Genomic DNA, 24224 nt, shown 5'->3' with positions numbered 1-24224 from the left:
TGCCGTCACCGCCGGGCACGCAGCCCGTTCTGCTGACAAACAGCTCCGACCCGGCGGGGGCCGGCGCAGGGGCCGCGACGGCGGCGAGAGCCCCCGGCCCGACCAGACCTGCGGCTCCGATCAGTGGTACGAGCGCGAACAGGGAACGAGCAGCTTTCCTCATGAGCACCCCGTGACGATCAATGTGTGACGTGCCGCGGCAGCGTACCCCGGCGCAGAGGTGTGGCATGTCCGTCGATCGGCGCATGCCGCCCAGGCGCCCTTCCGCCACGGTGACGATCATGAAATAGTCACTGTCTCAAAGAGACGGAGGAGAGATCATGCGAACTCGCGCAAGGGTAGGCATCGTCGCGGCGTTGGCCACCGTGCTGGTCGGGGCGACGTCCACCGCCGCCTACGCCGACTACAACACCGGTGGTTGCCGGAATGCGAACGGCGACGCCGGCGGCCTGGACTGCTGGGTCATGTTCTGGGACGACGGTGTGGCGCTGGGCGGCGGCGATTTCCACGCCTACGGCGAGAGGTTGTCCGCATACGACTCGTGGGCCGACGGGCGGGGCGTCTACGTGGGGGCCACCTGGTGGGAGGGCAGCCAGCGGCACGATAACGGCTTCAAGCTGACCAGCGGTGCGAACACCAGTCGCAGCCTGGACCTGGGGAACATCCCCGAGGGAACGAGCGTGACCTTCACGTCGTGCCAGACCGACGACGGAGCCCTGCTCAACTGCCGTACCCAGACGGCGAGGGCTTAATACTCCAACTCACTCGGCTAAGGCGTTGGGCGGCGGTGACGCTGGCCTGTCGGAGCAGGCTGATGACGCGGCCGCGCTCTCACCTCGCCGATGCGGAAACGATTCCTGCCGGCTCGTGCCGTTGGGACGAGGTGCACCTGCTGCCCGCGCCGATCTTCCGGTTCACCGCGGACCTCCAGGCCCGCCGCCGGCGCGGCCTCACGGCAACTTTGGTCCGCAACGGCCGGGAGGGCGAGGAGCGCTACCGGATGGCGGCGACCGCCCGCACCAAGCTGCCCGTGGTCAAGGCCCTGGTCGACCGGCACCCCGGGGAGCAGACGCTGGTGATCGGCGCGTACATCGACCAGCTGCACCAGCTCGGCGAATACCTGGACGCGCCGATCGTGCAGGGCTCCACCACCAACAAGGAGCGGGAGCGGCTGTTCGACGCGTTCCGCTCCGGTGAGCTACGCACGCTGGTGATCTCGAAGGTCGGGAACTTCTCCATCGACCTACCGGAGGCGGCGGTGGCGATCCAGGTGTCGGGGACGTTCGGGTCGCGGCAGGAAGAGGCGCAGCGGCTCGGGCGGGTGCTCCGGCCCAAGGCCGACGGCCGGCAGGCGCACTTCTACACGGTCGTCTCCCGCGACACCATCGACACAGAGTACGCGGCACACCGGCAGCGCTTCCTCGCCGAGCAGGGGTACGCCTACACCATCGTCGACGCCGACGACGTCCTCGGCCCGAAGCTGCCCTCGTTCGACTGATCAGGCGGCGCTGAGCTTCCGCAGTACGTACTGGTTGAGGCTCATCCCCTCCTCGGCGGCGTGGATGGCCAACTCGCGGTGCAGGCTCTCGCCGACGCGGAGGTTGAACCTGCCGGAGTAGCTGCGCTCGGAAAGCGGCTCGGGAACCTGCTCGCCCTGCTCCGCTATGTCGGCGACAACGTCACGCAGCATCTCCTGAAGGCCCTGCAGCGCCTCGATCTGGGAGGGCGCAAGCCAGGAGAGAGACGGAAACTCGGCACAGGTGGCGACGAACTCGTGATCCTCGGCCGACCACGTGACGCGATAGGTGTAGTGGGAGATATCCGGGCGGTCTTCCGGCATCACATGGCCTCCTTCTTGTCGATCGCCTTGAGCACCTGCCGTACCTGGTAAGCCTTTGCCTTTCCCTTGTCGTCCTGAATATTGACCCGTGGGTCACCCGCCCAGGGCATCTTGAACACCGCGTGGGACGTGCCGGTCTGGCGCGGCTTCCCGAAGTAGTGCTCGCACACCCGGAAAAGATCGTTGTACGCGATGTTCTGCTGGTTCCTCCGCATCGCTTCAACGAGCTTGGCTATGGTCGGCACTCGACTATGGTACTACAAGCGGTACCAGGCGTCTCCGCAGCAGCGCGTACCGCAGCTACGGTGGCCAGGCCTGACCCCCTCCGGGGGGAGCCTGGTCGCGGTTGTCATTCAGTGTCAGCAGACATCGTCCCCGCTACCAGATCGAGTCGCAGGCATCGGCAAGCCATCGGGCGAAGTCAGCAGTGAGTCAGCAAACAGGCTGCTGTACGACGGTGACGGAGGGGTAAGGAACGGCTGGCGGCCCGGTGAGGAGTCAATGGTTGCCTCGGTCCAGACCTTCACAGCGGGGCATCAATTCAACGCGTTCGCTGCGTAGGGTGGGCGTCGTGAACGGCGAGGCTCAGGCTCGGCGGCAAGCACAGTTGGCGAAGATTGGGGCCGGACTCGCCCTCATGCTCGTTGTCTGCGCTGTCGATATTTACGTGGTGTGGCCTCGTTTGGCCGAGGCTGCCTACTCGGCTCGCATGTTCATCACCGGCTGCATCACCGCGCCGGACGAGCCGGCGAAGCTCAGTGGTGAGGCGGTGTTTCAGCGGGTGCCGACAGGCGCGACGCCGGTTGAAGGGCCGAGTGCGCAACAGCCGTGCGCCGATGGTGGCGGCAGTGAGAGCAGCCTCTCGGGTGAGGTGACCGTCGAGTATCGCAGTGGGCTGTCGCACGAGGAGATCCGAGGCCACTACGAGGCGGTCGCCCGGGACTCGGGGTGGAGGTCTGACGTCTCCGACATACGGTTGGTATTCGCCATGAAGACGCTGCGGGATCGTTGCCTATGGTTGAGCGTTTTTCCCGATGATGCTGGCCGGCCCGGCTACTACAGAGTCGAGGTCAGTTTCTGGCCCAAGTACAACGACTACTACTGCCGGCGCGACCGGTAGGTAACCGGCTGGACCCGAACATTACGACTCGGTCCCGCAATGCCGGTCCGCCGCTTGGTCCTCGTGCCCCACAGGGTATCCCCCGGTCCGCAGTCGTCCGCGTAAGCTCGCCGGTTTGGCTGCTCCGCGTGACGGCCGCAGAGCGACAGCGGCAGCCGCCGGCGCGCGCCCAGGCGGCGGCGCGTGCGGCCCGTTGCGGGCCGCCTTGATGGGCGTACAGGAATTCTGAACCACTACGCCGGCTATCCGCTGCCGGCTATCCGCGCGGCAGCCCGTCGCGTCCTGTCGCGGGGCTTGCGTGCAGCTGACCCCTTGCAAATGTAGGCGGACTGCGGCAAGCCCTATGCCGCGTGGGTCAGCGCCGCGTGGACTCTGCGACGAAGACGCCGCGACCCGGGCGGCCGACAAGCACGCCTTGCCCTCGCAGCTTCGCCACCGCGCGATGGATGGTCGACAGCGACACGTCATAGTGATCGGACAGCTCCTGAGTGGACGGAATCTGCGACCCGGGCTGGAACTCGCCCACCTCGATCCGCCTCAGCAGATCCTTGATCAACTCGTCCATGGTCGGCGGAATCGGCACGTGAAGCCCCTTGCAGTCGGTTGGCCCTCCCAGTATCGAGCACCAGGTGAAAGAGCGGCAATAACTGAAAGAGGTGCAGCAAGCAGACGCGCTAGCCAGGTTCGACAGGTAAGAGAGCGTTGACAGAGGTGACAGGTATCGGTAGCGTCGCTCTCGGTGATGCGGTGCCGCTGCGGTCGGTTGGCGCCTCTCGTACCGGTCTCGCATCGCCGCCGAGACCTCACCCGCCGCGCTCCCCCGGCCCTGCCGCCGCACCATCACACCGAGGTGGCAGGGCGGGGCGGTCTCCGCCGCCCGCAACCGGCGGAGACCGCCCCTCCACCGTCGATGCCGTTCCGACGAAGGGCAGTCCCCCGTGCGCAACCTGATCCGTCGGCTGACACGCCGACGCGAGGAGAGCAGACCACCGGCACAAGCCAACCGCAGCCAGCCGCTGCGGCCCTGGCAGATCCGCGAGCGGTGCTTCAATGTCCGCCGGCGCGGCCTCGACCCGGTCGAGATCCGCGCCTTCCTGCACCAGGTGGCCGACGAACTCACCGTCGCGCAGACCGCCCTGGCCGCGGTGCAGGAGGAGAACGTACGGATCAAGAACGCCCTGCGCTCCTGGCAGAGCGCCCAGTCGGCGAACCACCGCTACCGATGAGCGACCGCTGGGTGATCCACCTGCCGGTCACCGCGCCCGACCTGCACCGCGCCCGGATCTTCGCCCGGTCCGCCGCGCGGCTGCTGGCCGGGCTCACCGCCCGGGTCGAGCCAGGCGGCGTCACCGTCTCGGCCGAGGACCAGCAGGGCGTACGCCACTGGGTCTTCTGCGACCGGCCACTGCCCAGCGGCGCGCGATGCACCCTGCCGGTCGACCACACCGCGCCCTGCTCCCGCCGGTGAGGAGTCGACGTCGACATGGAGCGGATCAAGCCGGGCACGAGGAAGGGGTTGGCGGGCCGCTCGGTGCGGCCCGCCAACCCCCAACCGAGACTTACTTGCCGCCGCCGGCTCGGAAGGCGACCCAGGCGTCGCTCATCCGGTCGGCCTGACCCGGCGTGAACATGTTCATGCAGGAGTCCTGCGTGTAGTCCATGAAGTTGTGGATCGGGTCCAGCCCGGAAGCGGTGCAGGTGTCCGCGCCCACCGGGCAGTTGAACTGCGGGTGCGCCTCGCGCGGCGTGTCCGCGACGAAGTCGCCGGAGGCGGAGCAGCCGTGCGCGAAGGTGTGCTCCAGCATCAGCCAGTGCCCGACCTCGTGGGTCAGCGTGTCACCGAGGGCGTACTTGCCGGCAGTGCCGCCCGGCATCGACTCGTCGAGGATCACCACGCCGTCGATGAAGTCGCGGCCGTTGTTGTAGCCCTTCGGGAAGTACGCCCAGCCGAGCAGGCCACCGCCGATGTTCGCCGCGTACACGTTCAGGGTGCGGGCGTCGCCGGTGTACAGCGCCTTCTTCATGTCCCGCTCGTTCTTGCCCGGCACCACGGTGTACCAGTCGCCGTTGACCGTCCAGGTGGTGTCGACCAGGTCGAACCGGAACGGCGTGTCGGAGGCGTCCGGCGCGGTGCTGCCCGAGAACGAGTCGTTGAGCACCTCCATCTGGTCCGCGATCATGGTGTTCCACCGGGCCGTCTCGGCCGCGGTGAGCGGGTGGTCGGAGATCATGTGGAAGACCGTCGGCACGGTGACGCTGCCGTTGGCCAGGCGCGGCGAATCCTTGATCACGCCGTAGGCGTTCGCCTCGTTCTTGGAGTACAGCTCCGGCTCCTGGGCGGTGGCGCCCTCGGCGACCCGGGCCACGCTGTGCGCGTCGGCGCCCGGCTCACACTCCGCGACACCCGGGGGGACGGTCACGGGCGCTGCGGACACCGCGCCGTAGGCGCCACCGGAAGCCAGCAACGTCGCGGCGGTGGCGGTGAGGACTGCCAGTCGGAAGATCGGTCTCCTGTGCATCGGTGCACCTTTCAGGGGATGGAGACGGTGCGACATCGACGCGGGGTATGCCATGACCAGGTCGATGCCGTCGTCGTCCCGGTATAAGACCACGTCAAGAGCGTCGACAACAGACCTCGGGTCAGGGTCCGACAGCGGTGTAACGGCAGGCAGCCGGGCAGCGCTATTGGACCTTCCGCGACCTTCCAGCGCCCAGCGGCGAGCGGGTGCATTGGCGGTGGACGACCGCCCCCGCCGAGCGGGTGACCGGACCGGTCAGGAATCGAGAAGGACCGCTCGCCCAGCCGCACCTAGCGTCGTGGACATCCCACCCGCCAGGTCGCCGGGACCTGGCTCAGCAAGCCGCCCGAGGAGGTCGCAGTGAACGCGAACAAGTGGATCCGGCAGGTCCACCGCTGGCTGGCCATCACCTTCACGGTGACCGTCATCGTCACGTTCATCGCCCTGGCCCAGGAGGACCCGATCGTCTGGGTGTCCTACGTGCCGCTGCTCCCGCTCGCCCTGCTGCTCTTCACCGGCCTGTACCTGTTCGCCCTGCCGTACGCCGCCAAGTGGCGCCGGGGACGCACCCGCGAGAGCTGAGGCCGGCGGCGCCAGCCAAGGCCTCAGAGCACCCGGGTGACCTGCTCGGCGGCGATCCGGGCGGCCCGCCGGGCCGGGTCGAGGTTGGCGCAGACCACCACCGACGCGCCGACGCTCAGCGGGGCGAGCAGCCACTTCACCGGCTGCTCGTGCTCGGCCGCGTCGACCAGCAGCCGGTCGCCGGCCCGCAGGTCGAGCTGGTCGGCCAGGGTCAGGGCGAGCCGCCCCCACTCGTCGTAGCTGGTGCCGTCCGGGCTGGCCGGGTCCGTCGCACGGATGGCCGCGTGGTCGGGCGGGGCGTCGGTGTGCCGGAGCACCTCGGCCGACCAGTCGAGCCAGCCCACCGGCACCTCGGCCAGCCGGCCCGGCCCGGTGCCGACCAGGTAGCGGTGGGTGCCGTCCGGCACGTCCTCCAGCCAGTCGTCGAGCCGCTCCGGGGTCACGAACACCGCGTCGTACGGCCGGTCGCCGCCGGGCTCGAGCACCGGCAGCCCGGCGGTGGCCCGCGGCCGGAACGACACCGCCAGCCCGGCCGCCCACGCCCCGAGCAACACCGCGGCGGTACGCCAGTGCGGCGGCAGCAGCACCGCCACCCGGTCGCCGGGACGCAGCCCGCAGCCGTCCCGCAGCAGGCCCGCGCTGCGCGCCGCCCAGTCGCCGAGCTGCGCCGCGGTCAGGTCGACCCGCTCGCCGGTCGCCTCGTCACACCAGCTGAGCAGCGGAACATCGGTCGTCCGCAGCCCGTCGGGCGCGACGGTGACGGGCGTACTGGCAGCCATCGGGCGCTCCTCCCTGCCGGTGCCCCACCCTAACCACCGCCGGCCGTCCGCCCGCCCCCGGAGCGCCGCGAGGTGCCCGCGACCGTCGGGCCGCGGGCACCTCGTCGCCGTACCGGCCTACTCCTTGACCTTGACCACGTCGGTCGGGCGCTTCACCGTCACCTCGACGCCGTAGTCGAAGAGTTCGAGCGTCGCGGTGGACGTGCCGGTGTCCAGCCGGCCCTTCACCGTGGACTGCCAGGTGCTGTTGAGCACCACCTTGGCGATCCGGCCGTCGGCGTCGATGGTGACGTCGCCGGCCGTGCTCGTCGACCCGTCCTTGGACTGCGTGCCGTACTCGAAGTGCAGCGTGCCGTCCGGGTTCTCGCTGATCGTCGCGTTCGCGCCCTTCAACGCCTGGAAAAGGCCCGCCGGGTCGGGCGCCGCGGCACCCAGCACGCCACTGCCGTCGTCGTACAGCGACAGCCGGTCGTACTTGCCGGGGTACTGGCCGTACCGGCCGTACGTCTCACCCGGGCCGCTCTTGTCGGCCGGCAGCTTGCCCTGCGGTCGTTCCCCGCCCTCGTACCGGGTGCCGTTGATCAGCAACTCCACCATCACCGAGTCGTCCTGCGGCGCACGGACGTACCCGGTCCTGGTCCTCGGGTCGAACGCGCCCTCGTACGTCAGCCCGCCGTCGGTGTAGGTCAGCCGCATGCGGTAGCTGATGTTCTCGCTGGCGCTGACCGCCGCGACCAGCTTCAGCTCCGGCGAGGCCGGGGCCGGTCGCGGCGCCTCCTGGGCGGTGGTGCCGGCCGGGCGGTCCGTCCCCGGCATCGTCGCCACGGTCGCCGCCGTGCCGATGCCCAGCGCCAGCAGCGCGCAGGTCGCGCTGACCATCGTCGTGGTCCGGCGCCGCCGGGCCCGCCGGCCCCGATCGAGCAGCGCCCCCACCGGGGGTACGGAGTCCGGCTCGCCGTCGACCATGTCGTGCAGCTGGTGGGCGAGTCGCTCATCGAGCGTGTTCATGGCTGATCACCTGCTTACCTGGTAGGTGGGTTCATCGAGAAGGTGGCGAAGCTTGTCCAGGGCCCGCGCGTTCTGGCTCTTGACCGTGCCCGGCGAGCAGCCGAGCACCCGGGCGACCTCGCGCTCGGTCAGGTCCTCGTAATGGCGGAGCACCACCACCGCGCGCTGCTTCGCGGTCAGCGACATCAGCGCCCCGCGCAGGACGACGGCGTCCGGGCCGATGTCGCCGGACGGGGCGGCCCGGTCGGGTACCTCCCCGACGAGGCTTTCCCGCCGACGCCGCCGCCAGGCGGACGTGTGGTTGTTGACCAGGGCGCGGCGCAGGTAGGCGTGCGGGTCGTCGAGCCGGGACAGCCGCCGCCACCGCTCGTACACCTTGACCAGGCTGTCCTGGAGCAGCTCCTCGGCCCGCCACCGGTCGCCGGTCAGCAGCATGGCCAGCCGGATGTGTCGCTGCCAGGCCACCTCGACGAACGCCACGTACGACCGGTCCGCGCTGGAGTGCGGTTCTTGTTGGTCGGTCACGCCCCTAACACGTGGCGGTGCCACGGATGGTTGTCACCGCTTCTCGGCGCGGTGCGTCGACTTTGGTTACCGCCCGGGCGGTCCAGTGGCCGTATCGGCGGTCCGGCTGGCCAGGGCAGGGTGCGGATGACCCCACCGGAACGCCGCCGAGGAGTGCCGATGCCGGCCGAGCGCCGCCCCGACCGCCTTCCCCTGCGCCGCCGGCTCCCGCCGGCCGTCGCGCTGCTGCTGCTCGCGCCCTGGGCCGCCGAATGCTCCTGGGGCGGCTTCACCGCCGACGAGTTCCTGCTGGTGGTGCTCGTGCTCGCCCCGATGTACGGCGGGGCGGCGCTGCTGATCCGGGAGACCGCCCGGCACCTGGGCGCGGGCTGGCCGGCCATCGTGCTGCTCGCCGCCGCGTTCGGGGTGGTCCAGGCCGGCCTGGTCGACCAGTCGCTGTTCAACCCCGATTTCCTGGACGACACCGGGTTCGCCGACACGCAGGCCGCCGCCGAGGCAACCCGGGTGCCGGGGCTCGGCTTCAGTGCCCGGCAGGCGGTCGACTACGTGGGCAACCACGTGCTGTTGAGCATCTGCGCGCCGATCGCACTGGTCGAGTCGTACCTCGGGGCGGGCCGGCGGCTGCGGCCCTGGCTGGGCCGACCCGGCCTCGCCGTGGTCGCGCTGCTCTACCTGGCCGGCAGCGCGCTGATCTTCTCCGACGTGCGCGGCAGCGAGGGCTTCCTGGCCAGCCCGGTCCAGCTGGCCTTCGCCGCCGCGCTGGCCCTCGCGCTGATCGGCACGGCCCTGCTGCCCCGCTGGCGCCACCGCCCGCGCCCCAGCGAGCCGCCCGGCCAGGACGCGCCGGCGTTCACGCCCGTCCACGCGCCGCAACCGGCCGGCACTCCGCCGGGGCCGACCGACGCTCCGTCGGCCACGCCGGAGCGAGCCGGCCCACCCGCGACCACGGCGGAGCGAGCCGGCCGACCGATGGTCACGGTGGCGCCGGCCGGCGGGTGGGCGCCGCGGCCGGTGCTGGTCGGCCTGCTGGGGATGATCGGCTATTTCGGCCTCGCCCTTTTGCCCGGTTGGCCCGGGATCGCCGTCGCGGTCGCGGTCGCCGCCGTCGCCGGTGGGCTGGTCGCCCGCTGGTCCGGCCGGGCCGGCTGGGGGCAGCGGCACGTGCTGGCCGCCGCCTCGGCCAGCCTGGTCGTCGCCGCCGGGTTCGCGTACGCCGTGCCGACCTACGCCCCGGCGACGCCGACGGCGGCCCTGGTCGGCGACGTCGCGATCAGCGTCGTCATGCTCACCGTGGTCAGCGGCGCCTGGTGGCGGCTGCGCCGGCCCACCTCCGCCGATCTTCCACCCGCCGGCTGATGCTCCCGCCTACCAGCCTCCGTCGCGAGCGGAGCGGACGACAGGTCGGCTGGCGCCGCCGGTAGCTGGCCGACGAATCGACTCCGTGCTGGGCGAAGCGTCCATTGACGAGGGTTGCCAGAATCGGGCAGCACCCGGCGGGCCGGCCCGCCGGCGGGTTCTGGTGGGAGGTCCGGGATGCTGGGGTCACGGGAACGAGGCGGGGCGCATCGGCGGTGGCGTACCGGCGCGGCGGTGGTGCTGGCGGCGGTGCTGCTCGGCTCGGCGGCCCGGGTGGCACCGGCCGCCGCGGACCCGCTGCCGATCAACCCGACGGTCACCGCCACCGTCTGGGCGCACTCGCCGACCACCGCCGAGTACCGGATCACCGGCGGCTACAGCGCCAACTCCGCCGAGGGCGACGTGATCGTGCGGCGGACCGGCACCGGGGCGTACACGGTGACCCTGGAGGGTGGGGCGACCACCGGCGGGGTGGCACACGCGGTGGCGTACGGCGGCGGGCCGGTGCACTGCACGATCGCCGGCTGGTACCGCAGCCTGGTCGCGCCCGACCTGCTGATCCAGGTGCGCTGCTTCGCGGCGACCGGCGCGCCGGTGGACAGCCGGTTCGTGGCCACCTTCACCAACCGCAAGCAGATCCACCAGGGCCGGCTGGCCTGGTTCGTCACCGACCAGGCGGCGCCCACCGGGGTACGTACGCTGCCCGCCACCTACCGGTACGACTCGACCGGCGGGGAGATCCGGTACGAGCGGCTGGCGACCGGCCGCTACCAGTTCCACATGAACCCCCACCCGCCCAGCGAGTACGGGCACCCGTACTTCCCGCTGACCCACGTCACGGCCCTCGGCACCAGCGCGGTGAACTGCCAGATCTCCTGGCCGGACCACTTGCAGGTCCGTTGCGCCAACGCGGCGGGCACCCCGGTCGACGCCCGCTTCACGGTCACCTACGGGGTGCGCATCGACCTGCTGGGCCACTCGGCCGGCCCGCGCTTCGCCAGCGGCACGCTCTACGGCGAGAACGCCAGCGGCGGGGTGATCGGCGGCGACTCGTACAACTCGGTGCTGGCCGACTACGGCGGTGCGCGGGGCACGCTGCTCGGCACCGGGCGCTACCAGATGACCTTCCAGGGCACCGGGACGACGTACGGCACCGCCTTCGTCAACGCGCACGCGCCGCACTTCGACAGCCAGCCGATCCGTGGCCACTGCGTGCTGGCGAGCTGGTTCCGCTCCGGCGCGGACACGGTCGTCCTGGTCAACTGCTACGGCTGGCTCGGGGTACCGGCGAACCTGAACGCGCGGATCTCGTACACCACCTGGCCATTCGCCTGAGCGCGCCGCCGCCACGGCCGGGCGGCGACCCGGTCAGCGGCGACGGTAGCGGGCGGTGACCCCGGTCAGCAGCGGCGGTAGCGCGCGCCGGCCGGCGGGGCGCGGTTGAGCGGTGGCAGCGGTCAGCGACGGAGCAGGTAGCGGGCGCGGCGGCCGGCGTCGGCGAAGCCCAGCCGGCGGTAGAGCGCGCCGGCCGGGTTGTCGTCGTTGACGCAGAGCCAGGCGTCCCGGGCGCCGTCGGCGGCGAGCGACCGCAGCGCGGCGGCCACCAGGTACGCCCCGACCCGCCGCTTCCGCCAGGCCGGCACCACGCCGACCTGGTCGATCCACACGCCGATGACGTTGACAAAGCCGACCGGCTGCCCGTCCGGGTCGCGGGCCAGCAGCGACAGGTCCGGCCGGTACTCGTCGTCGTCGGCCAGGTCACCGAGCCACTCCTCGGCGGTCGGCGCGGCGAAGCCGGGGCGGTCCGCGAACGACGCGTGGTAGGTCGCGAAGAGTTCCGGCCCGATCTGCGGGGTCACCGGCTCGGTGCGCAGCCCGTCGGGCAGGGCGACGGCCGGGATCGCCGTCAGGTCGTGCCGCAGCACCGACTCGGCGAAGGTCTCGCGCAGCCCGTGGGCGGTGAAGAGCCGGTCCGCGCCCGGGCTCCACGACTCGGTGGTGACCACCAGGTCGGCGTCGCCGGCCTGGTCGTTCGCCCAGCCCAGCAGCCGGGCGCCGAGGCCCTTGCCCCGCCAGTCCGGGTGCACGATCCCGGTGGCGGTGGCCGGCCGCCCGGAGGCGTCCGTGGTGGCGCCCGGCCGCTCCGGGACGCCGACGCCGACGGCGGCGACCAGGCCGTCCTCGTGCCAGGCAGCGAGGGTGCGGGTCTGCAGCAGGCGGGCCCGCAGCAGCGGCGGCCGGGCGAACAACGGCAGTCCTCCGTCGGCGGCGAGACACGCCTCGGCCAGCCCGGTCAGGGCCGGAAGGTCGTCCGCGCCGAACTCGCGCCAGCTGAGCGTCTCGATCCGATCCACCGTCGTTCTTCCTCGTCCCTGCCCCGCGGCTGCCTCCGCCGCGCGTCCGGCGGTCAGTAGGCACCGGGACCGCCGACCCCGTCAACCGGATTCACCCGACCACGACCCCGAGCACCGCGGACATGCAGCGGTTTCCGTTCCGTGCTAACGGAAACTGTCCAAGATCGCGCCAGGAACGGACGGACGGAGAGCGGGATCAGGGGGCGGGGAGTTCGGGGCCGCCGTCGAGCAGCGGGGCGAGCAGGTCGCCGGACTTCTCCACCCGCTGGAGCACCTCGCCGGCCGTGTAGGGGCGGGTGGCGGGCCGCTTGCCCGCCGCGCCGGCCGCGACCTCGTCCCAGGTCAGCGGGGTCGACGCCGACGGCACCGCCTGGGCCCGCAGCGAGTACGGCGCGACGGTCGTCTTCGCCGCGTTGTTCTGGCTCCAGTCGATGAAGACCTTCCCCGGCCGCAGGTTCTTCGCCATCTTCGACACGATCAGCTTCGGGTGCGCCCGCTCCAGCTCCTGGGCGATCCGCTTGGCGTAACCGGAGACGAAGTCGGAGTCCTGGGTGCCGGCGATCGGGCAGCAGAGCTGCATACCCTTCTTCCCCGACGTCTTGGGGTAGGAGGAGATACCGTCGTCGGCCAGCCGGTCGCGCATCAGCAGCGCCACCTGGCAGCACTGCTTCAACGCGGCCGGCGCGCCCGGGTCCAGGTCGACGACCATCATGTCCGGGTGCTCGCCGATCTTCCACTGCGGCGTGTGCAGCTCCAGCGCAGCCAGGTTGGCCAGCCAGACCAGGGTGGGCAGGTCGTCGGCGACCACGTAGTCGATGGTCTCCCGGCCCTTGGTCGACCCGGGTGCGGGCAGCGTCTCCACCCGTACCCAGTCGGGGGTCGAGGCCGGCTTGTTCTTCTCGAAGAAGGACTTGTCGTCCACCCCGTTGGGGAAGCGGATCCGGGTCAGCGCCCGGTCGGTCAGGTGCGGCAGCAGCACCGGGGCGATCCGGGTGTAGTAGTCGATCACCTCGCCCTTGGTGAACCCGGCCGCCGGGTAGAGCACCTTGTCCAGGTTGGACAGCTCCAATGGGCGGCCCTCGACGTCCACCCGGAGCCGGTCAGCCGGCATCGTCGACCTCCTCCGCGGGCTTGTCCGGTCGCAGCCGGAGCACCCGGGGGAACCGCAGCCGCCCGTCCGGGGTGCGCTGGCCGTACTTGACCTCCACCACGACCGTGGGTGTTACCCAGATCGCTCCCCGGGCATCCTCGCGCGGCACGTCGCCGGCGAACGGCGACGCGCCGGTGCGCAGCGGCTCCAGTTCGCGCAGCAGTTCCCGTTCCAGGGCGGCGCCGATGCCGCCGCCGACCCGCCCCCGGTAGGTGAGCCGGCCGTCCGGGCGGGGCACCCCGACCAGCAGCCCGCCGATCTTGCGGGCGCCCGGCCGCCAGCCGCCGACCACGAAGTCGCCGGTGACCTCCAGCTTGACCTTGACCCAGTCGGGCGAGCGCACCCCCGGCCGGTAGGCCGAGTCGACCCGCTTGGCCATCACCCCCTCCAGGCCGTGCTCGCCGGCGGCCTCGTAGGTGGCCGGGCCGTCGAGGAAGAGCGGCGACACCGCCCACCGGGTGCCGCCCAGCATCAGGCCGTCCAGCGCCTCCCGGCGGCGGTCGTACGGCCAACCGGTCAGGTCCTCGCCGTCGAGCCGGAGCAGGTCGAAGATCATGTACGTCACCGGCATGACCGCCGCCAGCCGGGCGGCCTTGTTCCGGTCCCGGACGTGCATCCGCTCGGCGAGCGCGGTGAACGAGGGCTGGCCGGTCTCGCCGAGCAGCACCACCTCGCCGTCGAGCAGCGCGTCGTCCACCTGGGTACGCAGGGTGGCCAGCTCCGGGTACGCGACGGTGATCTCCACGCCGGAGCGGGCGTACAGGTGCTGGCGCCCGCCGGAGATGTCGGCGAGGGCGCGCACCCCGTCCCACTTGAACTCGTACGCCCAGCCGTCACCCGCCGGGAGCTGCCCGGTCATCGCGAGCATCGGCTTCAACGGCGCGCCGGGCACCTCATGACTGTAGTTGCCGGCCGAAGCGCTCGCGCCCGCTTCGATCATTTGCGATCCTGGGCTGTACCGGGGAGAGGAGCACGGGATGCGAGCCATCTGGAAGGGTGCCGTCTCGTTCGGGCTGGTCTCGATCGCGGTGAAGCTCTACTCGGCCACCGAGGAGAAGGACATCCGGTTCCACCAGGTGCACCGGGACGACGGCGGCCGGATCCGCTACAAGCGCACCTGCCAGGTCTGCGGCGAAGAGGTCAGCTACGACGACATCGCCAAGGGCTACGACATCGGCGGCGGCGAGATGGTGATCCTCACCGACGAGGACTTCGCCGAGCTGCCGCTGAGCACCTCGCACGCGATCGACGTGCTGGAGTTCGTGCCGGCCGAGCAGGTCGACCCGATCCTCTACAACAAGGCGTACTTCCTGGAGCCGGACGGCGCGGCCACCAAGCCGTACGTGCTGCTGCGCGACGCGCTGACCGACTCCGAGCGGGTGGCCATCGTCAAGGTGGCGCTGCGCCAGCGGGAACAGCTCGCCACGCTGCGGGTCCGCGAGGGCGTGCTGCTGCTCAACACCATGCTCTGGCCGGACGAGATCCGTAAGCCCGACTTCGGCTTCCTGGACGAGGACCTCAAGGTCCGGCCGCCGGAGCTGGCGATGGCCAGTTCGCTGATCGACTCGATGGCCGGGGACTTCCAGCCGGACGAGTTCACCGACGACTACCGGGCGGCGTTGCAGGAGGTCATCGACGCCAAGGTGGAGGGCCGCGAGGTGGTCCAGCCGGAGGAGGTCGAGGAGGCCCCGGCGGCGGCGGTGGACCTGATGGCCGCGCTCAAGGCGTCGGTGGAGCGGGCCAAGGCGGCCCGGGGCGAGGCGCCGGCCCGGGGCGGCGGCGCCGAGCCGACCCCGATCTCGGCGGCCCGCTCGGCGAAGAAGGCGGCCGAGAAGAAGGCCGCCAAGGCGCCGGCCAGGAAGGCGGCCGAGAAGAAGGCGGCCCCCAAGAAGGCGGAGAAGAAGGCCGCGCCGAAGAAGGCCGCCGCGGCGGAGAAGAAGACCGGGGCCAAGAAGGCCGCCCCGAAGAAGGCGGCCCGCAAGACCGCCTGACCCCGGTCCGCCCGGGTCAGCCCCGGCCGAGCTTGTGCGTCGGGGTGATCCGGACGATCACCCGCTCCTCGCCGGCCCGCCGGAACGGGTAACGGTCCTGCCCGAGGTACTTCTGCGCCATCCGGTCGATGTGCTCGTCGGCCCCCTCCTCGACCAGCTCGGCGGTGCCCTTCACCCACAGGGTGCGGAAGTCGTTCGCCTTGTCCGCCACCGAGACCGCGACCTCCGGGTTGCGCCGGATGTTCTCGTACTTGACCCGGCCCTTGGCCGTGTTGAACAGGATGTGCTGGCCGTCGGTGTCCACCCAGACCGGGGTCACGTGCGGGGAGCCGTCGGCCTCGACGGTGGCGACGTGGGCCAGCTGTGGCTCGGCGAGCAGGGCAAGGTCTTCGTCGGTGAGGATCGCCATGGTCGGAATCTACCGGCGCAACCGCCCGGCCACCCGGCATCCGACGTTGCCTTGACGTCGGCGGCAAGGTCTAGCGTGGGCCGCGACGCCACCGGCGAGGGAGGTCGGATGCTGATCGGCGAGTTGGCTGAGCGCGCCGGCACGAGCACGCGCGCGCTGCGCTACTACGAGACGCACGGGCTGGTCCGGCCAGGCCGCTCGGCGAACGGCTACCGGGTCTACGACGAGGCCGAGCTGGCCGTCGTACGGGAGATCCGGTCGCTGCTCGCGGTGGGCTTCGGGCTCGACGACATCCGGCCGTTCGTCGCCTGCCTGCGGGCCGGCAACAGCTCCGGCCACGTCTGCCCCGACTCGGTGGCGGTGCTGCGCCGCAAGCTGGCCGAGGTCGACGCCGGCATCGACCGGCTGCGGACGGTCCGGCAGGAGCTGCGGGACCAGCTCGCCCACGCCATCGCCCAACGGGAGGAAACATGCCTGAGGTTGCGCAGAGCGGCTCGCTGACCACGGTCACCGACGCCACCTTCGACGCCGCCGTACTCGCCGCCGACCGGCCGGTGGTGGTCGACTTCTGGGCCGACTGGTGCCCGCCGTGCCGGGCCATCTCCCGCAGTCTGGCGGAGCTGGCCGTCGAGTTCGCCGGCCGGCTCGACATCACCACGATCAACTCGGACGAGAACCCGGAGACCACCCGCCGGTACGGAGTGATGTCGCTGCCCACCCTGCTGGTGTTCGACCGGGGTGAGCTGGTCGGTTCGATCGTCGGGGCGCGGCCGAAGAACCACCTGCGGGCGGCGCTGGGCCGGCACGTCGACGACGCCTGACCGGGGTGTCGGCCGGGCCGGTTACGCTCCGCCGGCCGACACCGCCCCCGGAAGGACCCTCATGCCGTACGCCCCCGACCTGCACCGGCTGCTGACCCCCGGCGCCCGCTACGCCGACGAGCACGGCGCGTACGTCATCGAGGCGCACCCGGTCGACCACGTCGTGCTCCCCACCGGCCAGGTGGTCGGCTGCGACCCGCTGGTCTGCCCGGAGGCCGAGCCGTTCACCGTCACCGTGCCGCCCGGCCGCTATCCGGCGCGGGCCTGGGTGGCGGTGGTGCTGCGCGACGGCGCCGAGGCGGACCGGCGGGTGGCCGCGCTGGAGCTGGTGGTGCACGACGAGCCGGCCGCCCGGTGGGAGCTGGCGCTGGTCGGCGACCAGGACGCCGCGACCCTCGACGACGACGGCTACTTCGGCTTCGGCGTGGACGCCGGCACGGCCACGCTGGCCGACCCGACCGCCCTTGAGGTGCTGTCGGGGTGGGACTACGACCAGGTCGAGGACGTGTTCATCCCGGCCGAGCTGCCTGCGGCCCCGGTGCCCGGGTTGATCACCGCGGTGCTGGACGAGGTGTCCGGCGCCAACGTGGTGACGGTCTCCTCGGGCTGGGGTGACGGCTGCTACGGCACCTGGATCGGGCGGGCCGAGGACGGCCGGATCACCTCGTTCGTGATCGACTTCATGGTGGTCCCCGACCCGGACTGACCCGGGCTGCCACCCGCCCGGCCGCGGCGGTTCGTGCCCGCTCGGCACCGGCGTCCGTTCGGGCCGGCCGGATGCGGCACGGTGGGCGTCCGGGCGGGTACCGTGTGCGTCGGCTTTCCCCCCGGCAGCGATGCCGGCCACCACCTCGCAGCAGGGAGTCGACGAGTGAGCGAGCGCACGCAGAACCGGTCGAAGTCGGAGCGGCGGCTGGCCGCCCAGTTGGCGGCGCAGAAGGCGGCCGAGGCGAAGCGCCGCCGGCAGGCGTGGCTCGGCGGCCTCGCCGGTGTCGCCGTGGTGGCGGTGCTGATCACGGTCTTCGTCATCGTCGGCCGTGGTGACGACGACCCGGCCCAGCCGGCGGCCGGCACCCCGTCGGCCTCCGCCCCGGCCGACGCAGCCGCCCCGCCCGCCCCGCAGCTGCCGGAGGGTGCCGACCCGGCGCTGAAGACCAAGCCGGCGGTGAGCCCGGGCAAGGGCGAGCTGACCAAGCTCACCGTGACCCCGCTGATCAAGGGCACCGGCCCGGCCGTGCAGGCGGGCCAGAGCATCACCACGAACTACGTGGGCGTGTTCTACAAGGACGGCAAGGAGTTCGACTCGTCGTGGGAGGCCGGCCAGCCGGCGACCTTCGCGATCGGCGTCGGCCAGGTCATCAAGGGCTGGGACCAGGGCCTGGTCGGGGTGACCGTGGGCAGCCGGGTGCAGCTGGACATCCCGGCCGAGCTGGCGTACGGCAACGACTCCTCCGGCGGCCGCCCGGCCGGTCCGCTGCGCTTCGTCGTGGACGTGCTCGCCGCGCAGTGACCCGACCGGTACGCCCGGCTTGTCACCGCAGATCGATGCAGTTGCCCACACAGGGCTTCCGAGCCGTCACCGGCCGGCAGTAGGTTCAGCGTCACCCCGGGCGGCCACGCCGTCTCGGGGAGACGACGGACCGGACGTGGAGGGGCCCGTGACGGACGACCCGGGGCGGACCGCCCGAGAAATGTGGACGCACTTCGAGCCGGTGCACGCGGTCACCTACTTCCACCCGCGCTCCCGCGCCGCCTACGAGGCGGTCGGGCTGCGCGGCTACTGGCGGGGCTACTTCGCCGGCCGGGCCGCTCCGCTCGGCCCGACCGACGCCGCCCCGGTCGTCGCCGCCTTCTTCAGCTTCGCCCCGCACATGGTGGCCCGGGCGCTGCCCGCCGTCTGGCGGCTGGCCACCCCGGCGGAGGCGCTGCGGGCCCGGCTCACCGGCGCGGTGCAGGCGCTCGCCGAACTGACCTACGAGCTGCCCGAGTCGCACCTGGCCGAGGCCGCCGATCTGCTGGAGGCGGCGGCCGGCACGCTGGAGCCCGCCGGCCGGGTGCTCGGCGCGGCCAACGCCGCCCTGCCCGCCGGCGAGTACCCGCTGGCCCGGCTCTGGCAGGCCGCCACCACGCTGCGCGAGCACCGCGGCGACGGGCACGTGGCCGCGCTGGTCGCCGCCGACCTCGACCCGGTCGAGACGCTGGCCTTCCGGGTGACTGTCGACCTGTCCCCGCAGCACCTGACCGGCCGGGGCTGGTCGGAGGAGCAGTGGGCGGCGGCCCGGGGCCGGCTGGTCGAGCGCGGCTGGCTCACCCCCGACGGCGAGCCGACCGAGCGCGGGCGAGCCGGATTCCAGGCCGTCGAGGACGCGACCGACGCCGCCGCGTCCCGCCCCTGGCGGCTGCTCGGCCCTGACCGCACCGACCGGCTGCGCGAGTTGCTCGACCCGATCGCCCGCGCCGGGCACACGGTGATCCCGCCGGACAGCCCGATCGGCCTCCCGGCACTACCGGCCTGACCGGGCCAGGTCGGCCAGCCGGCGCGGATCGGTGACCACCACGCCCCGCCGGCCCGCCCGCACCGCCCCGGCCAGGGCGAGCCGGCGCAGCGCCCGGTTGACCGTCACCCGGCTCAGCCCGAGTACCCGCGCCAGTTCCTCCTGGGAGCCGCGCCAGCCGGCGTCGCCGGCCGCCAGCAGGAACGCGGCCACCCGTACCGGGGCGGGCTGGGTGGTGGTCGTGGCCAGCCGGTCCCGGCCGGCCAGCGCGTCGCGGGCCAGGTGGCGCAGGACGTGGCAGCGGACCCCCTCCTCCCGGTCGAGCAGCAGCCGGAAGTCCGCCCGGGGCAGCAGCCGCGCGCTGCCGGCCTCGACGGCCAGCAGGTCGGTCGCCGGGACGGTGTCGGCGAGCAGCGCCGGCTTGTCCACGATCGTCGGGCCGGTCCACCGGGCCGGCCACACCTCGCCGCCGGCCGGGGTGACGTGCCGGCTGACCACGGTGCCGGTCAGCAGCAGCAGGAACGGGGACGGCTCACCGGCCCGGCGCAGCACCGCACCGGCCGGGAAGCGGACCGGCCGGCTGGACCGGACGAGCTGGCGGAGGGTCGCCGGGTCGGCGTGCCGCAACGCCGGGATGTCGGAGATCGCCGTCATGTATCCCTTGATACAGCGGCCCGCGCCGGGCTGCCCCTATCGTGCCCCACATGTGGATCGTGGAACTCGCCTTCACCGACGCGCCGGAGCGGCTCGCCGCCCGGCCGGCGCACCGGCAGTTGTTGACCGCCCTGCACGCCGAGGGAATCGTCCGGATGTCCGGCCCGCTGGCCGACGACTCCGGCGCGGTGCTCGTCTTCGACGTGCCCGACCGGCCGGCCCTGGACCGGCTGCTCGCCCAGGACCCGTACTACTCGACGCCCGGGGTGCGGGTGGTCGGGGCGCGGGAGTGGGCGCCGTTCCTCACCTGAGCCGGCCGGTCGGGCAGGATGGGCTCGTGGTGGATGCGGTGGTCTTCGACCTGGACGGCGTGATCGTGGATTCCGAGCCGGTCTGGGAGGAGGTCCGGCGGGCGTACGTGGCGGCGCACGGCGGGACCTGGCAGGCCGACACCCAGCGCCGGCTGATGGGGATGAGCACCGGCGAGTGGTCCCGCTACCTCAGCGCCGAGCTGGGCGTCGGGCGCAGCCCCGAGCAGGTCGCCACCGAGGTGGTGGAGGAGATGACCCGGCGGTACGCGGCCCGCGTACCGGTCATCGACGACGCCCCGGAGGTGGTGCGCCGGCTGGCCGCGCGGTGGCCGCTCGGCCTGGCCAGTTCGTCACCGACCCGGCTGATCGCGGCGGCGCTGGCCGCCACCGGCCTGACCGACGCGTTCCGGGCGACCCTGTCGACCGAGGAGACCGATCGGGGCAAGCCCGCGCCCGACGTCTACCTGGCCGTGGCGCGGCGGCTCGGCGTCGACCCGGCCCGCTGCGTCGCGGTGGAGGACTCCTCGAACGGGGTGCGCTCGGCGGCCGCCGCCGGGATGGCCGTGGTGGCGATCCCGCACGGCGCGTACCCGCTGGACGACGACGCGGCCCGGCTGGCGGCCGTGGTGCTCGGTTCGGTCGATGAGTTGACCGCGGCGACCGTCGACCGGCTCGGCTGACCGGTCCCTCCCCCGCACTGTCCGGTTGTACGGTTTGCGGGGCGGCGGGCATGAGCGCGGGTCGGTCGGGTACCGCAGCCGACGGCGCGCCGAGCGGGCCGCCGGACGGTCGGAGGTGAGGAGACGGCGATGAAGGCGATCGTGTACGAGCGCACCGGCGACGTCTCGGTGCTGCAACTGGTGGACCGTCCGGTGCCGGAGCCGGGGCCGGGCGAGGTGCTGGTGCGGGTCGCCGTCTCCGGGGTGAACCCGACGGACTGGAAGGCCCGCCGGCAGTGGCCGCTGCCGGCCGGTTGGCAGACCCCCGGGCAGGACGGCGCCGGGGTGGTCGAGGCGGTCGGCGAGGGGGTCGACCAGGAGCTGATCGGCGAGCGGGTCTGGCTCTGGGAGGCTGCCTGGCAGCGGCCCTGGGGCACCGCCGCCGAGTACACGGTGGTGCCGGTCCGGCAGGCGGTACGCCTCGGCGACGCCTCCTTCGACCTGGGCGCCTGCCTGGGCATCCCGTTCCTCACCGCGCACCGCTGTCTGACCGCCGGCGAGTACATGCCGGACAAGCTGCACGCCGGTGCGCTCAGCGACCACACAGTGCTGGTGCAGGGCGGGGCCGGCGCGGTCGGCAACGCGGCCATCCAGCTCGCCCGCTGGGCCGACGCCTGCGTCATCGCCACCGTCAGCAGCGCCGAGAAGGCGCAGCTCGCGGCGGCGGCCGGCGCCTCCTTCGTAATCAACTACAAGGAGCAGGACGTGGTGGCGGAGGTCCGCAAGATCGCTCCCGACGGGGTGCACACGATCGTCGAGGTCTCCGCCGCGCGCAACGCCGCCACCGACGTCCAGCTGCTGCGCGCGGGCAGCGCGGTCTGCGTGTACGCCGACGACGGCGGCGACGAGGTCACCCTGCCGATCCGGCCGCTGATGGTGCCGAACGCGCGCTGGCAGTTCGTGCTGGTCTACACCGAACCGAAGGCGGCCAAGGCGCAGGCCGTCCGGGACGTGGCCGCGGCGGCCGCCCAAGGCGGGATCCGGGTCGGCGAGGACGCCGGCCTGCCGCTGCACCACCATCCGCTCGCGGCGACCCAGGCGGCCCACCGGGCGGTGGAGAACTCGGTGGTGGGAAAGGTGCTGATCACCACCAGCGAGTGACGGCCGGTCCGGCGAGGTCGGCGGGCCCCGACAGCACCGCCGACATGCCCTTGAGCTGCGGGAATCCGAACCGATTTCGTCGTTCCGCGGGACAGAGGCGAACAAGTTTCGCAACAATGGCGGTGCGGGTCGCCCCGCATGGAACGGGCGGCCCCGGCGCGGTGCGAACGCCGGGGCCGCCCCTGGGGAGGGATGTCTCTCAGGAGTGTGTCCCTACCCAAGAGGCGACGGTGCCCCAGAAAACGTTACGGCGTTGCCAGTTCCCGGACATCGAGCCCACCCTCGGCGTAACGGGACCGGACCACCTTCTTGTCGAACTTGCCGACGCTGGTCTTGGGCACCGCGTCGACGAAGGCCCAGCGCTCCGGCAGCTGCCAGCGGGCCACCGACCGGCCGAGGAAGTCGCGCAGCTCCTCGACGGTGACGCTGGCCCCCTCGCGGACCACCACGGTGGCCAGCGGACGCTCGTCCCAGCGCTGGTCGGGTACGCCCACCACGCAGGCCTCCAGCACCGCCGGGTGGGCCATCAGCGCGTTCTCCAGCTCGACCGAGGAGATCCACTCGCCGCCGGACTTGATCACGTCCTTGGCCCGGTCGGTCAGGGTGATGTAGCCGTCGGCGGAGAGCGTGCCGACGTCACCGGTACGCAGCCAGCCGTCGCGGAACTTCTCCTCCTCCGGGGTGTCGTCGCCGACGTACCGGGCGGTCACCCACGGCCCGCGGACCTCCAGCTCACCCACGGACGTGCCGTCGGCGGGCAGCGGCTCGCCCAGCGGGCCGACGATCCGCGCCTCGACGCCGGCCGGCACGCGGCCCTGGGTGTAGCGGTAGCGCCAGGCCTCGTCGCCGGTCGCCCCGGCGGGCGGCCGGGAGACCGAGCCGAGCGGGGACATCTCGGTCATCCCCCAGGCGTGGATGACCTCGATGCCGTGCCGGTCGGCGAACGCGTGCATCAGTGCCGGCGGGCAGGCCGAACCGCCCACGATGACCTCCTTGAGCGAGGAGGTGTCCACGTCGTGGCTGTCCAGATAGGCCAGCAGGTCGGTCCAGATGGTCGGCACCGCACCGGCCAGGGTGGGCCGCTCGGCGGCGATCATCTCGGCGATCGGCGCGGCCTGGAGGAACCGGTCCGGCATGATCAGCGACGCGCCGGAGAGGAACGCCGCGTACGGCAGTCCCCAGGACATCGCGTGGAACATCGGCACGATGGCCAGTTCCCGATCGGTCGGGCCGAGCCCGAAGCCCTCCGGCATGCAGACCTGGAGCGAGTGCAGGTAGATCGAGCGGTGCGAGTAGGCCACACCCTTCGGGTTGCCGGTGGTGCCGGAGGTGTAGCAGAGCGCCGCCGCGTCCCGCTCGTCGACCTCGGGCCAGTCGTACGTCTCCGGCCGGCCGGCCAGCAACTCGTCCCAGTGGTGGACGGTGATCCGGTCGCCGGCCGCGGCGACCAGCGGGGCCGGGTCGCCGCCGCCGACGACCACCACGTGCCGCACCGTACGCAGCTCGCCGATCACCCGGGCCAGCAGCGGGATCAGCGTGGTGTCGACCAGCACCACCCGGTCCTCGGCGTGGTTGGCGATGTAGGCGACCTGGTCCGGGAAGAGCCGGATGTTGAGGGTGTGCAGCACCGCGCCCATGCTCGGCACCGCGAAGTAGGCGACCAGGTGCTCGTTGTTGTTCCACATGAACGTGCCGACCCGCTCGTCGCCGGTCACGCCGCACTCGTCGCGCAGCGCGTGGGCGAGCCGGGCGGCGGTCCGGCCGACCTCGGCGTACGTCATCCGGCGGGGTTGGGCGCCGGTCCAGGTGACCACCTCGGCCGTGCCGTGCACGGTGGAGCCGTGGTCGAGGATCCGGGAGACCTGGAGGGGGGCGTCCATCATCGTGCTACGCATGGGTAGCAAACTAGTGTCGCCGGTCACACCTTGGGAACCCTGGAAAACCCGTCCGCCCACGGCCGGCCCCGTAAATTGTCCGGGTGAGCATCTCCTGGGCTGATTCGTACGTCGGGCAGCTCCGCGCCCTGGCCGGCGACCGGACGCTGATGTTCGTCGGCGCCCGCGCCGTGGTGCGGGACAACGCCGGACGGGTGCTGCTGATCCGCCGCTCGGACAACGGCCAGTGGGCGATGCCGGCCGGCGCGATGGAACTGGGCGAGTCGATCGCCGACTGCGCGGTACGCGAGGTGCGCGAGGAGACCGGGCTGCGGGCGCTACGAGTCAGCGCGTTCGCCCTCTACACCGGCCCGGACCGCACCCACACCAACATGTACGGCCACACGTACCAGATCTTCACCACCGCGTTCCGGGTGGAGGAGTGGGACGGCCAGCTCGCCCGGGTGACCGAAGAGACCATCGACGCCGGGTTCTTCCGCCGCGACCAACTCCCGGCCCCGCTCTCCGCCAGCGTCCCGGAGACCCTCGCCGACCTCGACGTCTTCGAGCAGGCCAACCGCCTGATCCTGAAGTGACCGGCGCAGCCTGAGGGGCC

30 protein-coding genes and 1 pseudogene are annotated in these 24224 nt (G+C 72.4%); 18 read left to right on the top strand and 13 right to left on the bottom strand.

What is annotated here, in order from left to right; translation table 11 throughout:
* The first annotated feature begins 320 nt into the window (after positions 1 to 320).
* Together FHX32_RS11915 and FHX32_RS11910 are read left to right on the top strand one after the other, a co-directional pair.
* Positions 321 to 752, top strand: a complete 432-nt coding sequence (locus tag FHX32_RS11915; protein ID WP_167181009.1) for a hypothetical protein — start codon at positions 321 to 323, stop codon at positions 750 to 752.
* Between the two features lie 122 nt (positions 753 to 874).
* Positions 875 to 1498 (top strand): annotated as a pseudogene (locus tag FHX32_RS11910) (helicase-related protein); the annotation flags it as partial.
* Here FHX32_RS11910 and FHX32_RS11905 read toward each other — a convergent pair.
* Together FHX32_RS11905 and FHX32_RS11900 are read right to left on the bottom strand one after the other, a co-directional pair.
* Entirely contained in the window at positions 1499 to 1840 is a 342-nt protein-coding gene (locus FHX32_RS11905) for a type II toxin-antitoxin system HicB family antitoxin (RefSeq protein WP_167181007.1), read from the bottom strand. It lies immediately after the preceding pseudogene.
* The gene (locus tag FHX32_RS11900; RefSeq protein ID WP_486481013.1) at positions 1840 to 2085 is read right to left on the bottom strand and encodes a toxin HicA; all 246 of its coding nucleotides are present in this window, start codon (positions 2083 to 2085) and stop codon (positions 1840 to 1842) included. Before FHX32_RS11900 ends, FHX32_RS11905 begins: the two co-directional genes overlap by 1 nt.
* Before the next feature lie 326 nt (positions 2086 to 2411).
* Between FHX32_RS11900 and FHX32_RS11895 the strand changes: the two genes are divergently transcribed.
* The gene (locus tag FHX32_RS11895) at positions 2412 to 2960 is read left to right on the top strand and encodes a hypothetical protein (protein WP_167181005.1); all 549 of its coding nucleotides are present in this window, start codon (positions 2412 to 2414) and stop codon (positions 2958 to 2960) included.
* A gap of 355 nt (positions 2961 to 3315) precedes the next feature.
* Here the strand turns inward: FHX32_RS11895 and FHX32_RS11890 are convergent, their stop codons facing one another.
* Positions 3316 to 3543, bottom strand: coding sequence for a winged helix-turn-helix domain-containing protein (locus FHX32_RS11890; protein ID WP_486481012.1), 228 nt, complete (start codon positions 3541 to 3543; stop codon positions 3316 to 3318).
* Positions 3544 to 3910: 367 nt separating this feature from the next.
* Here FHX32_RS11890 and FHX32_RS11885 point away from each other — a divergent pair, with 367 nt between their 5' ends.
* Both FHX32_RS11885 and FHX32_RS11880 read left to right on the top strand, forming a co-directional pair.
* The gene (locus FHX32_RS11885) at positions 3911 to 4186 is read left to right on the top strand and encodes a DivIVA domain-containing protein (protein WP_486481098.1); all 276 of its coding nucleotides are present in this window, start codon (positions 3911 to 3913) and stop codon (positions 4184 to 4186) included.
* Positions 4183 to 4428 (top strand): hypothetical protein, encoded by a 246-nt coding sequence (locus FHX32_RS11880; RefSeq protein WP_167181002.1) that lies wholly within the window; start codon positions 4183 to 4185, stop codon positions 4426 to 4428. Before FHX32_RS11885 ends, FHX32_RS11880 begins: the two co-directional genes overlap by 4 nt.
* 91 nt (positions 4429 to 4519) lie before the next feature.
* Here FHX32_RS11880 and FHX32_RS11875 read toward each other — a convergent pair whose 3' ends face one another.
* A complete protein-coding gene (locus FHX32_RS11875; protein ID WP_167181000.1) occupies positions 4520 to 5479 on the bottom strand; it encodes a zinc metalloprotease in 960 nt (319 codons plus the stop codon).
* Positions 5480 to 5839: 360 nt separating this feature from the next.
* On the opposite strand from FHX32_RS11875, the gene FHX32_RS11870 reads away from it, so the two are divergent.
* On the top strand, positions 5840 to 6061 hold the full coding sequence (locus tag FHX32_RS11870) for a hypothetical protein (RefSeq protein WP_167180998.1): 222 nt from the start codon (positions 5840 to 5842) through the stop codon (positions 6059 to 6061).
* Positions 6062 to 6084: 23 nt separating this feature from the next.
* Here the strand turns inward: FHX32_RS11870 and FHX32_RS11865 are convergent, their stop codons facing one another.
* The 3 genes from FHX32_RS11865 to FHX32_RS11855 all read right to left on the bottom strand — a co-directional run bounded on the left by FHX32_RS11865 (position 6085) and on the right by FHX32_RS11855 (position 8373).
* Positions 6085 to 6840, bottom strand: coding sequence for a TIGR03089 family protein (locus FHX32_RS11865; RefSeq protein WP_167180996.1), 756 nt, complete (start codon positions 6838 to 6840; stop codon positions 6085 to 6087).
* 117 nt (positions 6841 to 6957) lie between these two features.
* Positions 6958 to 7848 carry a hypothetical protein gene (locus FHX32_RS11860; protein WP_167180994.1) on the bottom strand — a complete coding sequence of 297 codons (891 nt, stop codon included), beginning with the start codon at positions 7846 to 7848 and terminating at the stop codon, positions 6958 to 6960.
* 6 nt (positions 7849 to 7854) lie between these two features.
* Entirely contained in the window at positions 7855 to 8373 is a 519-nt protein-coding gene (locus tag FHX32_RS11855) for a SigE family RNA polymerase sigma factor (RefSeq protein ID WP_167180992.1), read from the bottom strand.
* Positions 8374 to 8532: 159 nt separating this feature from the next.
* Here FHX32_RS11855 and FHX32_RS11850 point away from each other — a divergent pair, with 159 nt between their 5' ends.
* Entirely contained in the window at positions 8533 to 9729 is a 1197-nt protein-coding gene (locus tag FHX32_RS11850) for a YML083C domain-containing protein (protein ID WP_167180990.1), read from the top strand.
* Between the two features lie 177 nt (positions 9730 to 9906).
* Entirely contained in the window at positions 9907 to 11064 is a 1158-nt protein-coding gene (locus FHX32_RS11845; protein ID WP_167180988.1) for a hypothetical protein, read from the top strand.
* Positions 11065 to 11186: 122 nt separating this feature from the next.
* Here the strand turns inward: FHX32_RS11845 and FHX32_RS11840 are convergent, their stop codons facing one another.
* The 3 genes from FHX32_RS11840 to ligD (FHX32_RS11830) form a co-directional block, all read right to left on the bottom strand.
* Positions 11187 to 12083 carry a GNAT family N-acetyltransferase gene (locus tag FHX32_RS11840; protein ID WP_167180986.1) on the bottom strand — a complete coding sequence of 299 codons (897 nt, stop codon included), beginning with the start codon at positions 12081 to 12083 and terminating at the stop codon, positions 11187 to 11189.
* 196 nt (positions 12084 to 12279) lie between these two features.
* Complete coding sequence (gene ligD, locus FHX32_RS11835; RefSeq protein WP_167180984.1) at positions 12280 to 13194, bottom strand: non-homologous end-joining DNA ligase; 915 nt, start codon at positions 13192 to 13194, stop codon at positions 12280 to 12282.
* A complete protein-coding gene (ligD, locus tag FHX32_RS11830; RefSeq protein ID WP_167182603.1) occupies positions 13184 to 14125 on the bottom strand; it encodes a non-homologous end-joining DNA ligase in 942 nt (313 codons plus the stop codon). The genes ligD (FHX32_RS11835) and ligD (FHX32_RS11830) overlap by 11 nt, the downstream gene beginning before the upstream one ends.
* An 85-nt stretch (positions 14126 to 14210) precedes the next feature.
* On the opposite strand from ligD (FHX32_RS11830), the gene ku reads away from it, so the two are divergent.
* Complete coding sequence (ku, locus tag FHX32_RS11825; protein WP_167180982.1) at positions 14211 to 15224, top strand: non-homologous end joining protein Ku; 1014 nt, start codon at positions 14211 to 14213, stop codon at positions 15222 to 15224.
* Positions 15225 to 15240: 16 nt separating this feature from the next.
* Here the strand turns inward: ku and FHX32_RS11820 are convergent, their stop codons facing one another.
* Positions 15241 to 15633, bottom strand: a complete 393-nt coding sequence (locus FHX32_RS11820; protein WP_167180980.1) for a PPOX class F420-dependent oxidoreductase — start codon at positions 15631 to 15633, stop codon at positions 15241 to 15243.
* Between the two features lie 108 nt (positions 15634 to 15741).
* On the opposite strand from FHX32_RS11820, the gene FHX32_RS11815 reads away from it, so the two are divergent.
* The 5 genes from FHX32_RS11815 (at position 15742) to FHX32_RS11795 (ending at position 18970) form a co-directional block, all read left to right on the top strand.
* On the top strand, positions 15742 to 16134 hold the full coding sequence (locus FHX32_RS11815; protein ID WP_167180978.1) for a MerR family transcriptional regulator: 393 nt from the start codon (positions 15742 to 15744) through the stop codon (positions 16132 to 16134).
* Complete coding sequence (gene trxA / locus FHX32_RS11810) at positions 16104 to 16454, top strand: thioredoxin (RefSeq protein ID WP_167180976.1); 351 nt, start codon at positions 16104 to 16106, stop codon at positions 16452 to 16454. Before FHX32_RS11815 ends, trxA begins: the two co-directional genes overlap by 31 nt.
* A gap of 61 nt (positions 16455 to 16515) precedes the next feature.
* Positions 16516 to 17160, top strand: coding sequence for a DUF4241 domain-containing protein (locus FHX32_RS11805; protein WP_167180974.1), 645 nt, complete (start codon positions 16516 to 16518; stop codon positions 17158 to 17160).
* Between the two features lie 165 nt (positions 17161 to 17325).
* A complete protein-coding gene (locus tag FHX32_RS11800; protein ID WP_167180972.1) occupies positions 17326 to 17964 on the top strand; it encodes an FKBP-type peptidyl-prolyl cis-trans isomerase in 639 nt (212 codons plus the stop codon).
* Between the two features lie 148 nt (positions 17965 to 18112).
* On the top strand, positions 18113 to 18970 hold the full coding sequence (locus tag FHX32_RS11795; RefSeq protein ID WP_167180971.1) for an SCO6745 family protein: 858 nt from the start codon (positions 18113 to 18115) through the stop codon (positions 18968 to 18970).
* On the opposite strand, the gene FHX32_RS11790 is transcribed toward FHX32_RS11795, so the two are convergent.
* Positions 18959 to 19603 (bottom strand): Crp/Fnr family transcriptional regulator, encoded by a 645-nt coding sequence (locus FHX32_RS11790; protein ID WP_167180970.1) that lies wholly within the window; start codon positions 19601 to 19603, stop codon positions 18959 to 18961. The two genes, FHX32_RS11795 and FHX32_RS11790, sit on opposite strands and share 12 nt — an antisense overlap.
* A 50-nt stretch (positions 19604 to 19653) precedes the next feature.
* Here FHX32_RS11790 and FHX32_RS11785 point away from each other — a divergent pair, with 50 nt between their 5' ends.
* From FHX32_RS11785 to FHX32_RS11775, 3 genes are all read left to right on the top strand, one after another.
* Complete coding sequence (locus FHX32_RS11785; protein ID WP_167180969.1) at positions 19654 to 19914, top strand: YciI family protein; 261 nt, start codon at positions 19654 to 19656, stop codon at positions 19912 to 19914.
* A 26-nt stretch (positions 19915 to 19940) separates the two neighbouring features.
* Positions 19941 to 20594: an HAD family hydrolase gene (locus FHX32_RS11780; RefSeq protein WP_167180968.1), complete on the top strand. Its 654-nt coding sequence runs from the start codon at positions 19941 to 19943 to the stop codon at positions 20592 to 20594.
* Positions 20595 to 20723: 129 nt separating this feature from the next.
* Positions 20724 to 21734: an NADPH:quinone reductase gene (locus FHX32_RS11775; RefSeq protein WP_167180967.1), complete on the top strand. Its 1011-nt coding sequence runs from the start codon at positions 20724 to 20726 to the stop codon at positions 21732 to 21734.
* Positions 21735 to 21979: 245 nt separating this feature from the next.
* Here the strand turns inward: FHX32_RS11775 and FHX32_RS11770 are convergent, their stop codons facing one another.
* Positions 21980 to 23614 carry a fatty acid--CoA ligase gene (locus tag FHX32_RS11770; RefSeq protein ID WP_208418651.1) on the bottom strand — a complete coding sequence of 545 codons (1635 nt, stop codon included), beginning with the start codon at positions 23612 to 23614 and terminating at the stop codon, positions 21980 to 21982.
* 98 nt (positions 23615 to 23712) lie between these two features.
* On the opposite strand from FHX32_RS11770, the gene FHX32_RS11765 reads away from it, so the two are divergent.
* Entirely contained in the window at positions 23713 to 24204 is a 492-nt protein-coding gene (locus FHX32_RS11765) for an NUDIX hydrolase (protein ID WP_167180965.1), read from the top strand.
* Positions 24205 to 24224 lie beyond the last annotated feature (20 nt).

This window comes from Micromonospora sp. CNZ280, assembly GCF_011759515.1.
This window is presented reverse-complemented; position numbering and strand designations above follow the sequence as displayed.

What these genes read in the sequence shown, in the direction of transcription:
- FHX32_RS11915 (WP_167181009.1), top strand. Translation starts at nt 321, where the DNA reads ATGCGAACTCGCGCAAGGGTAGGCATCGTCGCGGCGTTGGCCACCGTG.
- FHX32_RS11905 (WP_167181007.1), bottom strand. Translation starts at nt 1,840, where the DNA reads ATGCCGGAAGACCGCCCGGATATCTCCCACTACACCTATCGCGTCACG.
- FHX32_RS11880 (WP_167181002.1), top strand. Translation starts at nt 4,183, where the DNA reads ATGAGCGACCGCTGGGTGATCCACCTGCCGGTCACCGCGCCCGACCTG.
- FHX32_RS11875 (WP_167181000.1), bottom strand. Translation starts at nt 5,479, where the DNA reads ATGCACAGGAGACCGATCTTCCGACTGGCAGTCCTCACCGCCACCGCC.
- FHX32_RS11865 (WP_167180996.1), bottom strand. Translation starts at nt 6,840, where the DNA reads ATGGCTGCCAGTACGCCCGTCACCGTCGCGCCCGACGGGCTGCGGACG.
- FHX32_RS11860 (WP_167180994.1), bottom strand. Translation starts at nt 7,848, where the DNA reads ATGAACACGCTCGATGAGCGACTCGCCCACCAGCTGCACGACATGGTC.
- FHX32_RS11850 (WP_167180990.1), top strand. Translation starts at nt 8,533, where the DNA reads ATGCCGGCCGAGCGCCGCCCCGACCGCCTTCCCCTGCGCCGCCGGCTC.
- FHX32_RS11845 (WP_167180988.1), top strand. Translation starts at nt 9,907, where the DNA reads ATGCTGGGGTCACGGGAACGAGGCGGGGCGCATCGGCGGTGGCGTACC.
- ligD (WP_167180984.1), bottom strand. Translation starts at nt 13,194, where the DNA reads ATGCCGGCTGACCGGCTCCGGGTGGACGTCGAGGGCCGCCCATTGGAG.
- ku (WP_167180982.1), top strand. Translation starts at nt 14,211, where the DNA reads ATGCGAGCCATCTGGAAGGGTGCCGTCTCGTTCGGGCTGGTCTCGATC.
- FHX32_RS11820 (WP_167180980.1), bottom strand. Translation starts at nt 15,633, where the DNA reads ATGGCGATCCTCACCGACGAAGACCTTGCCCTGCTCGCCGAGCCACAG.
- FHX32_RS11815 (WP_167180978.1), top strand. Translation starts at nt 15,742, where the DNA reads ATGCTGATCGGCGAGTTGGCTGAGCGCGCCGGCACGAGCACGCGCGCG.
- trxA (WP_167180976.1), top strand. Translation starts at nt 16,104, where the DNA reads ATGCCTGAGGTTGCGCAGAGCGGCTCGCTGACCACGGTCACCGACGCC.
- FHX32_RS11805 (WP_167180974.1), top strand. Translation starts at nt 16,516, where the DNA reads ATGCCGTACGCCCCCGACCTGCACCGGCTGCTGACCCCCGGCGCCCGC.
- FHX32_RS11790 (WP_167180970.1), bottom strand. Translation starts at nt 19,603, where the DNA reads ATGACGGCGATCTCCGACATCCCGGCGTTGCGGCACGCCGACCCGGCG.
- FHX32_RS11785 (WP_167180969.1), top strand. Translation starts at nt 19,654, where the DNA reads ATGTGGATCGTGGAACTCGCCTTCACCGACGCGCCGGAGCGGCTCGCC.
- FHX32_RS11775 (WP_167180967.1), top strand. Translation starts at nt 20,724, where the DNA reads ATGAAGGCGATCGTGTACGAGCGCACCGGCGACGTCTCGGTGCTGCAA.
- FHX32_RS11770 (WP_208418651.1), bottom strand. Translation starts at nt 23,614, where the DNA reads ATGGACGCCCCCCTCCAGGTCTCCCGGATCCTCGACCACGGCTCCACC.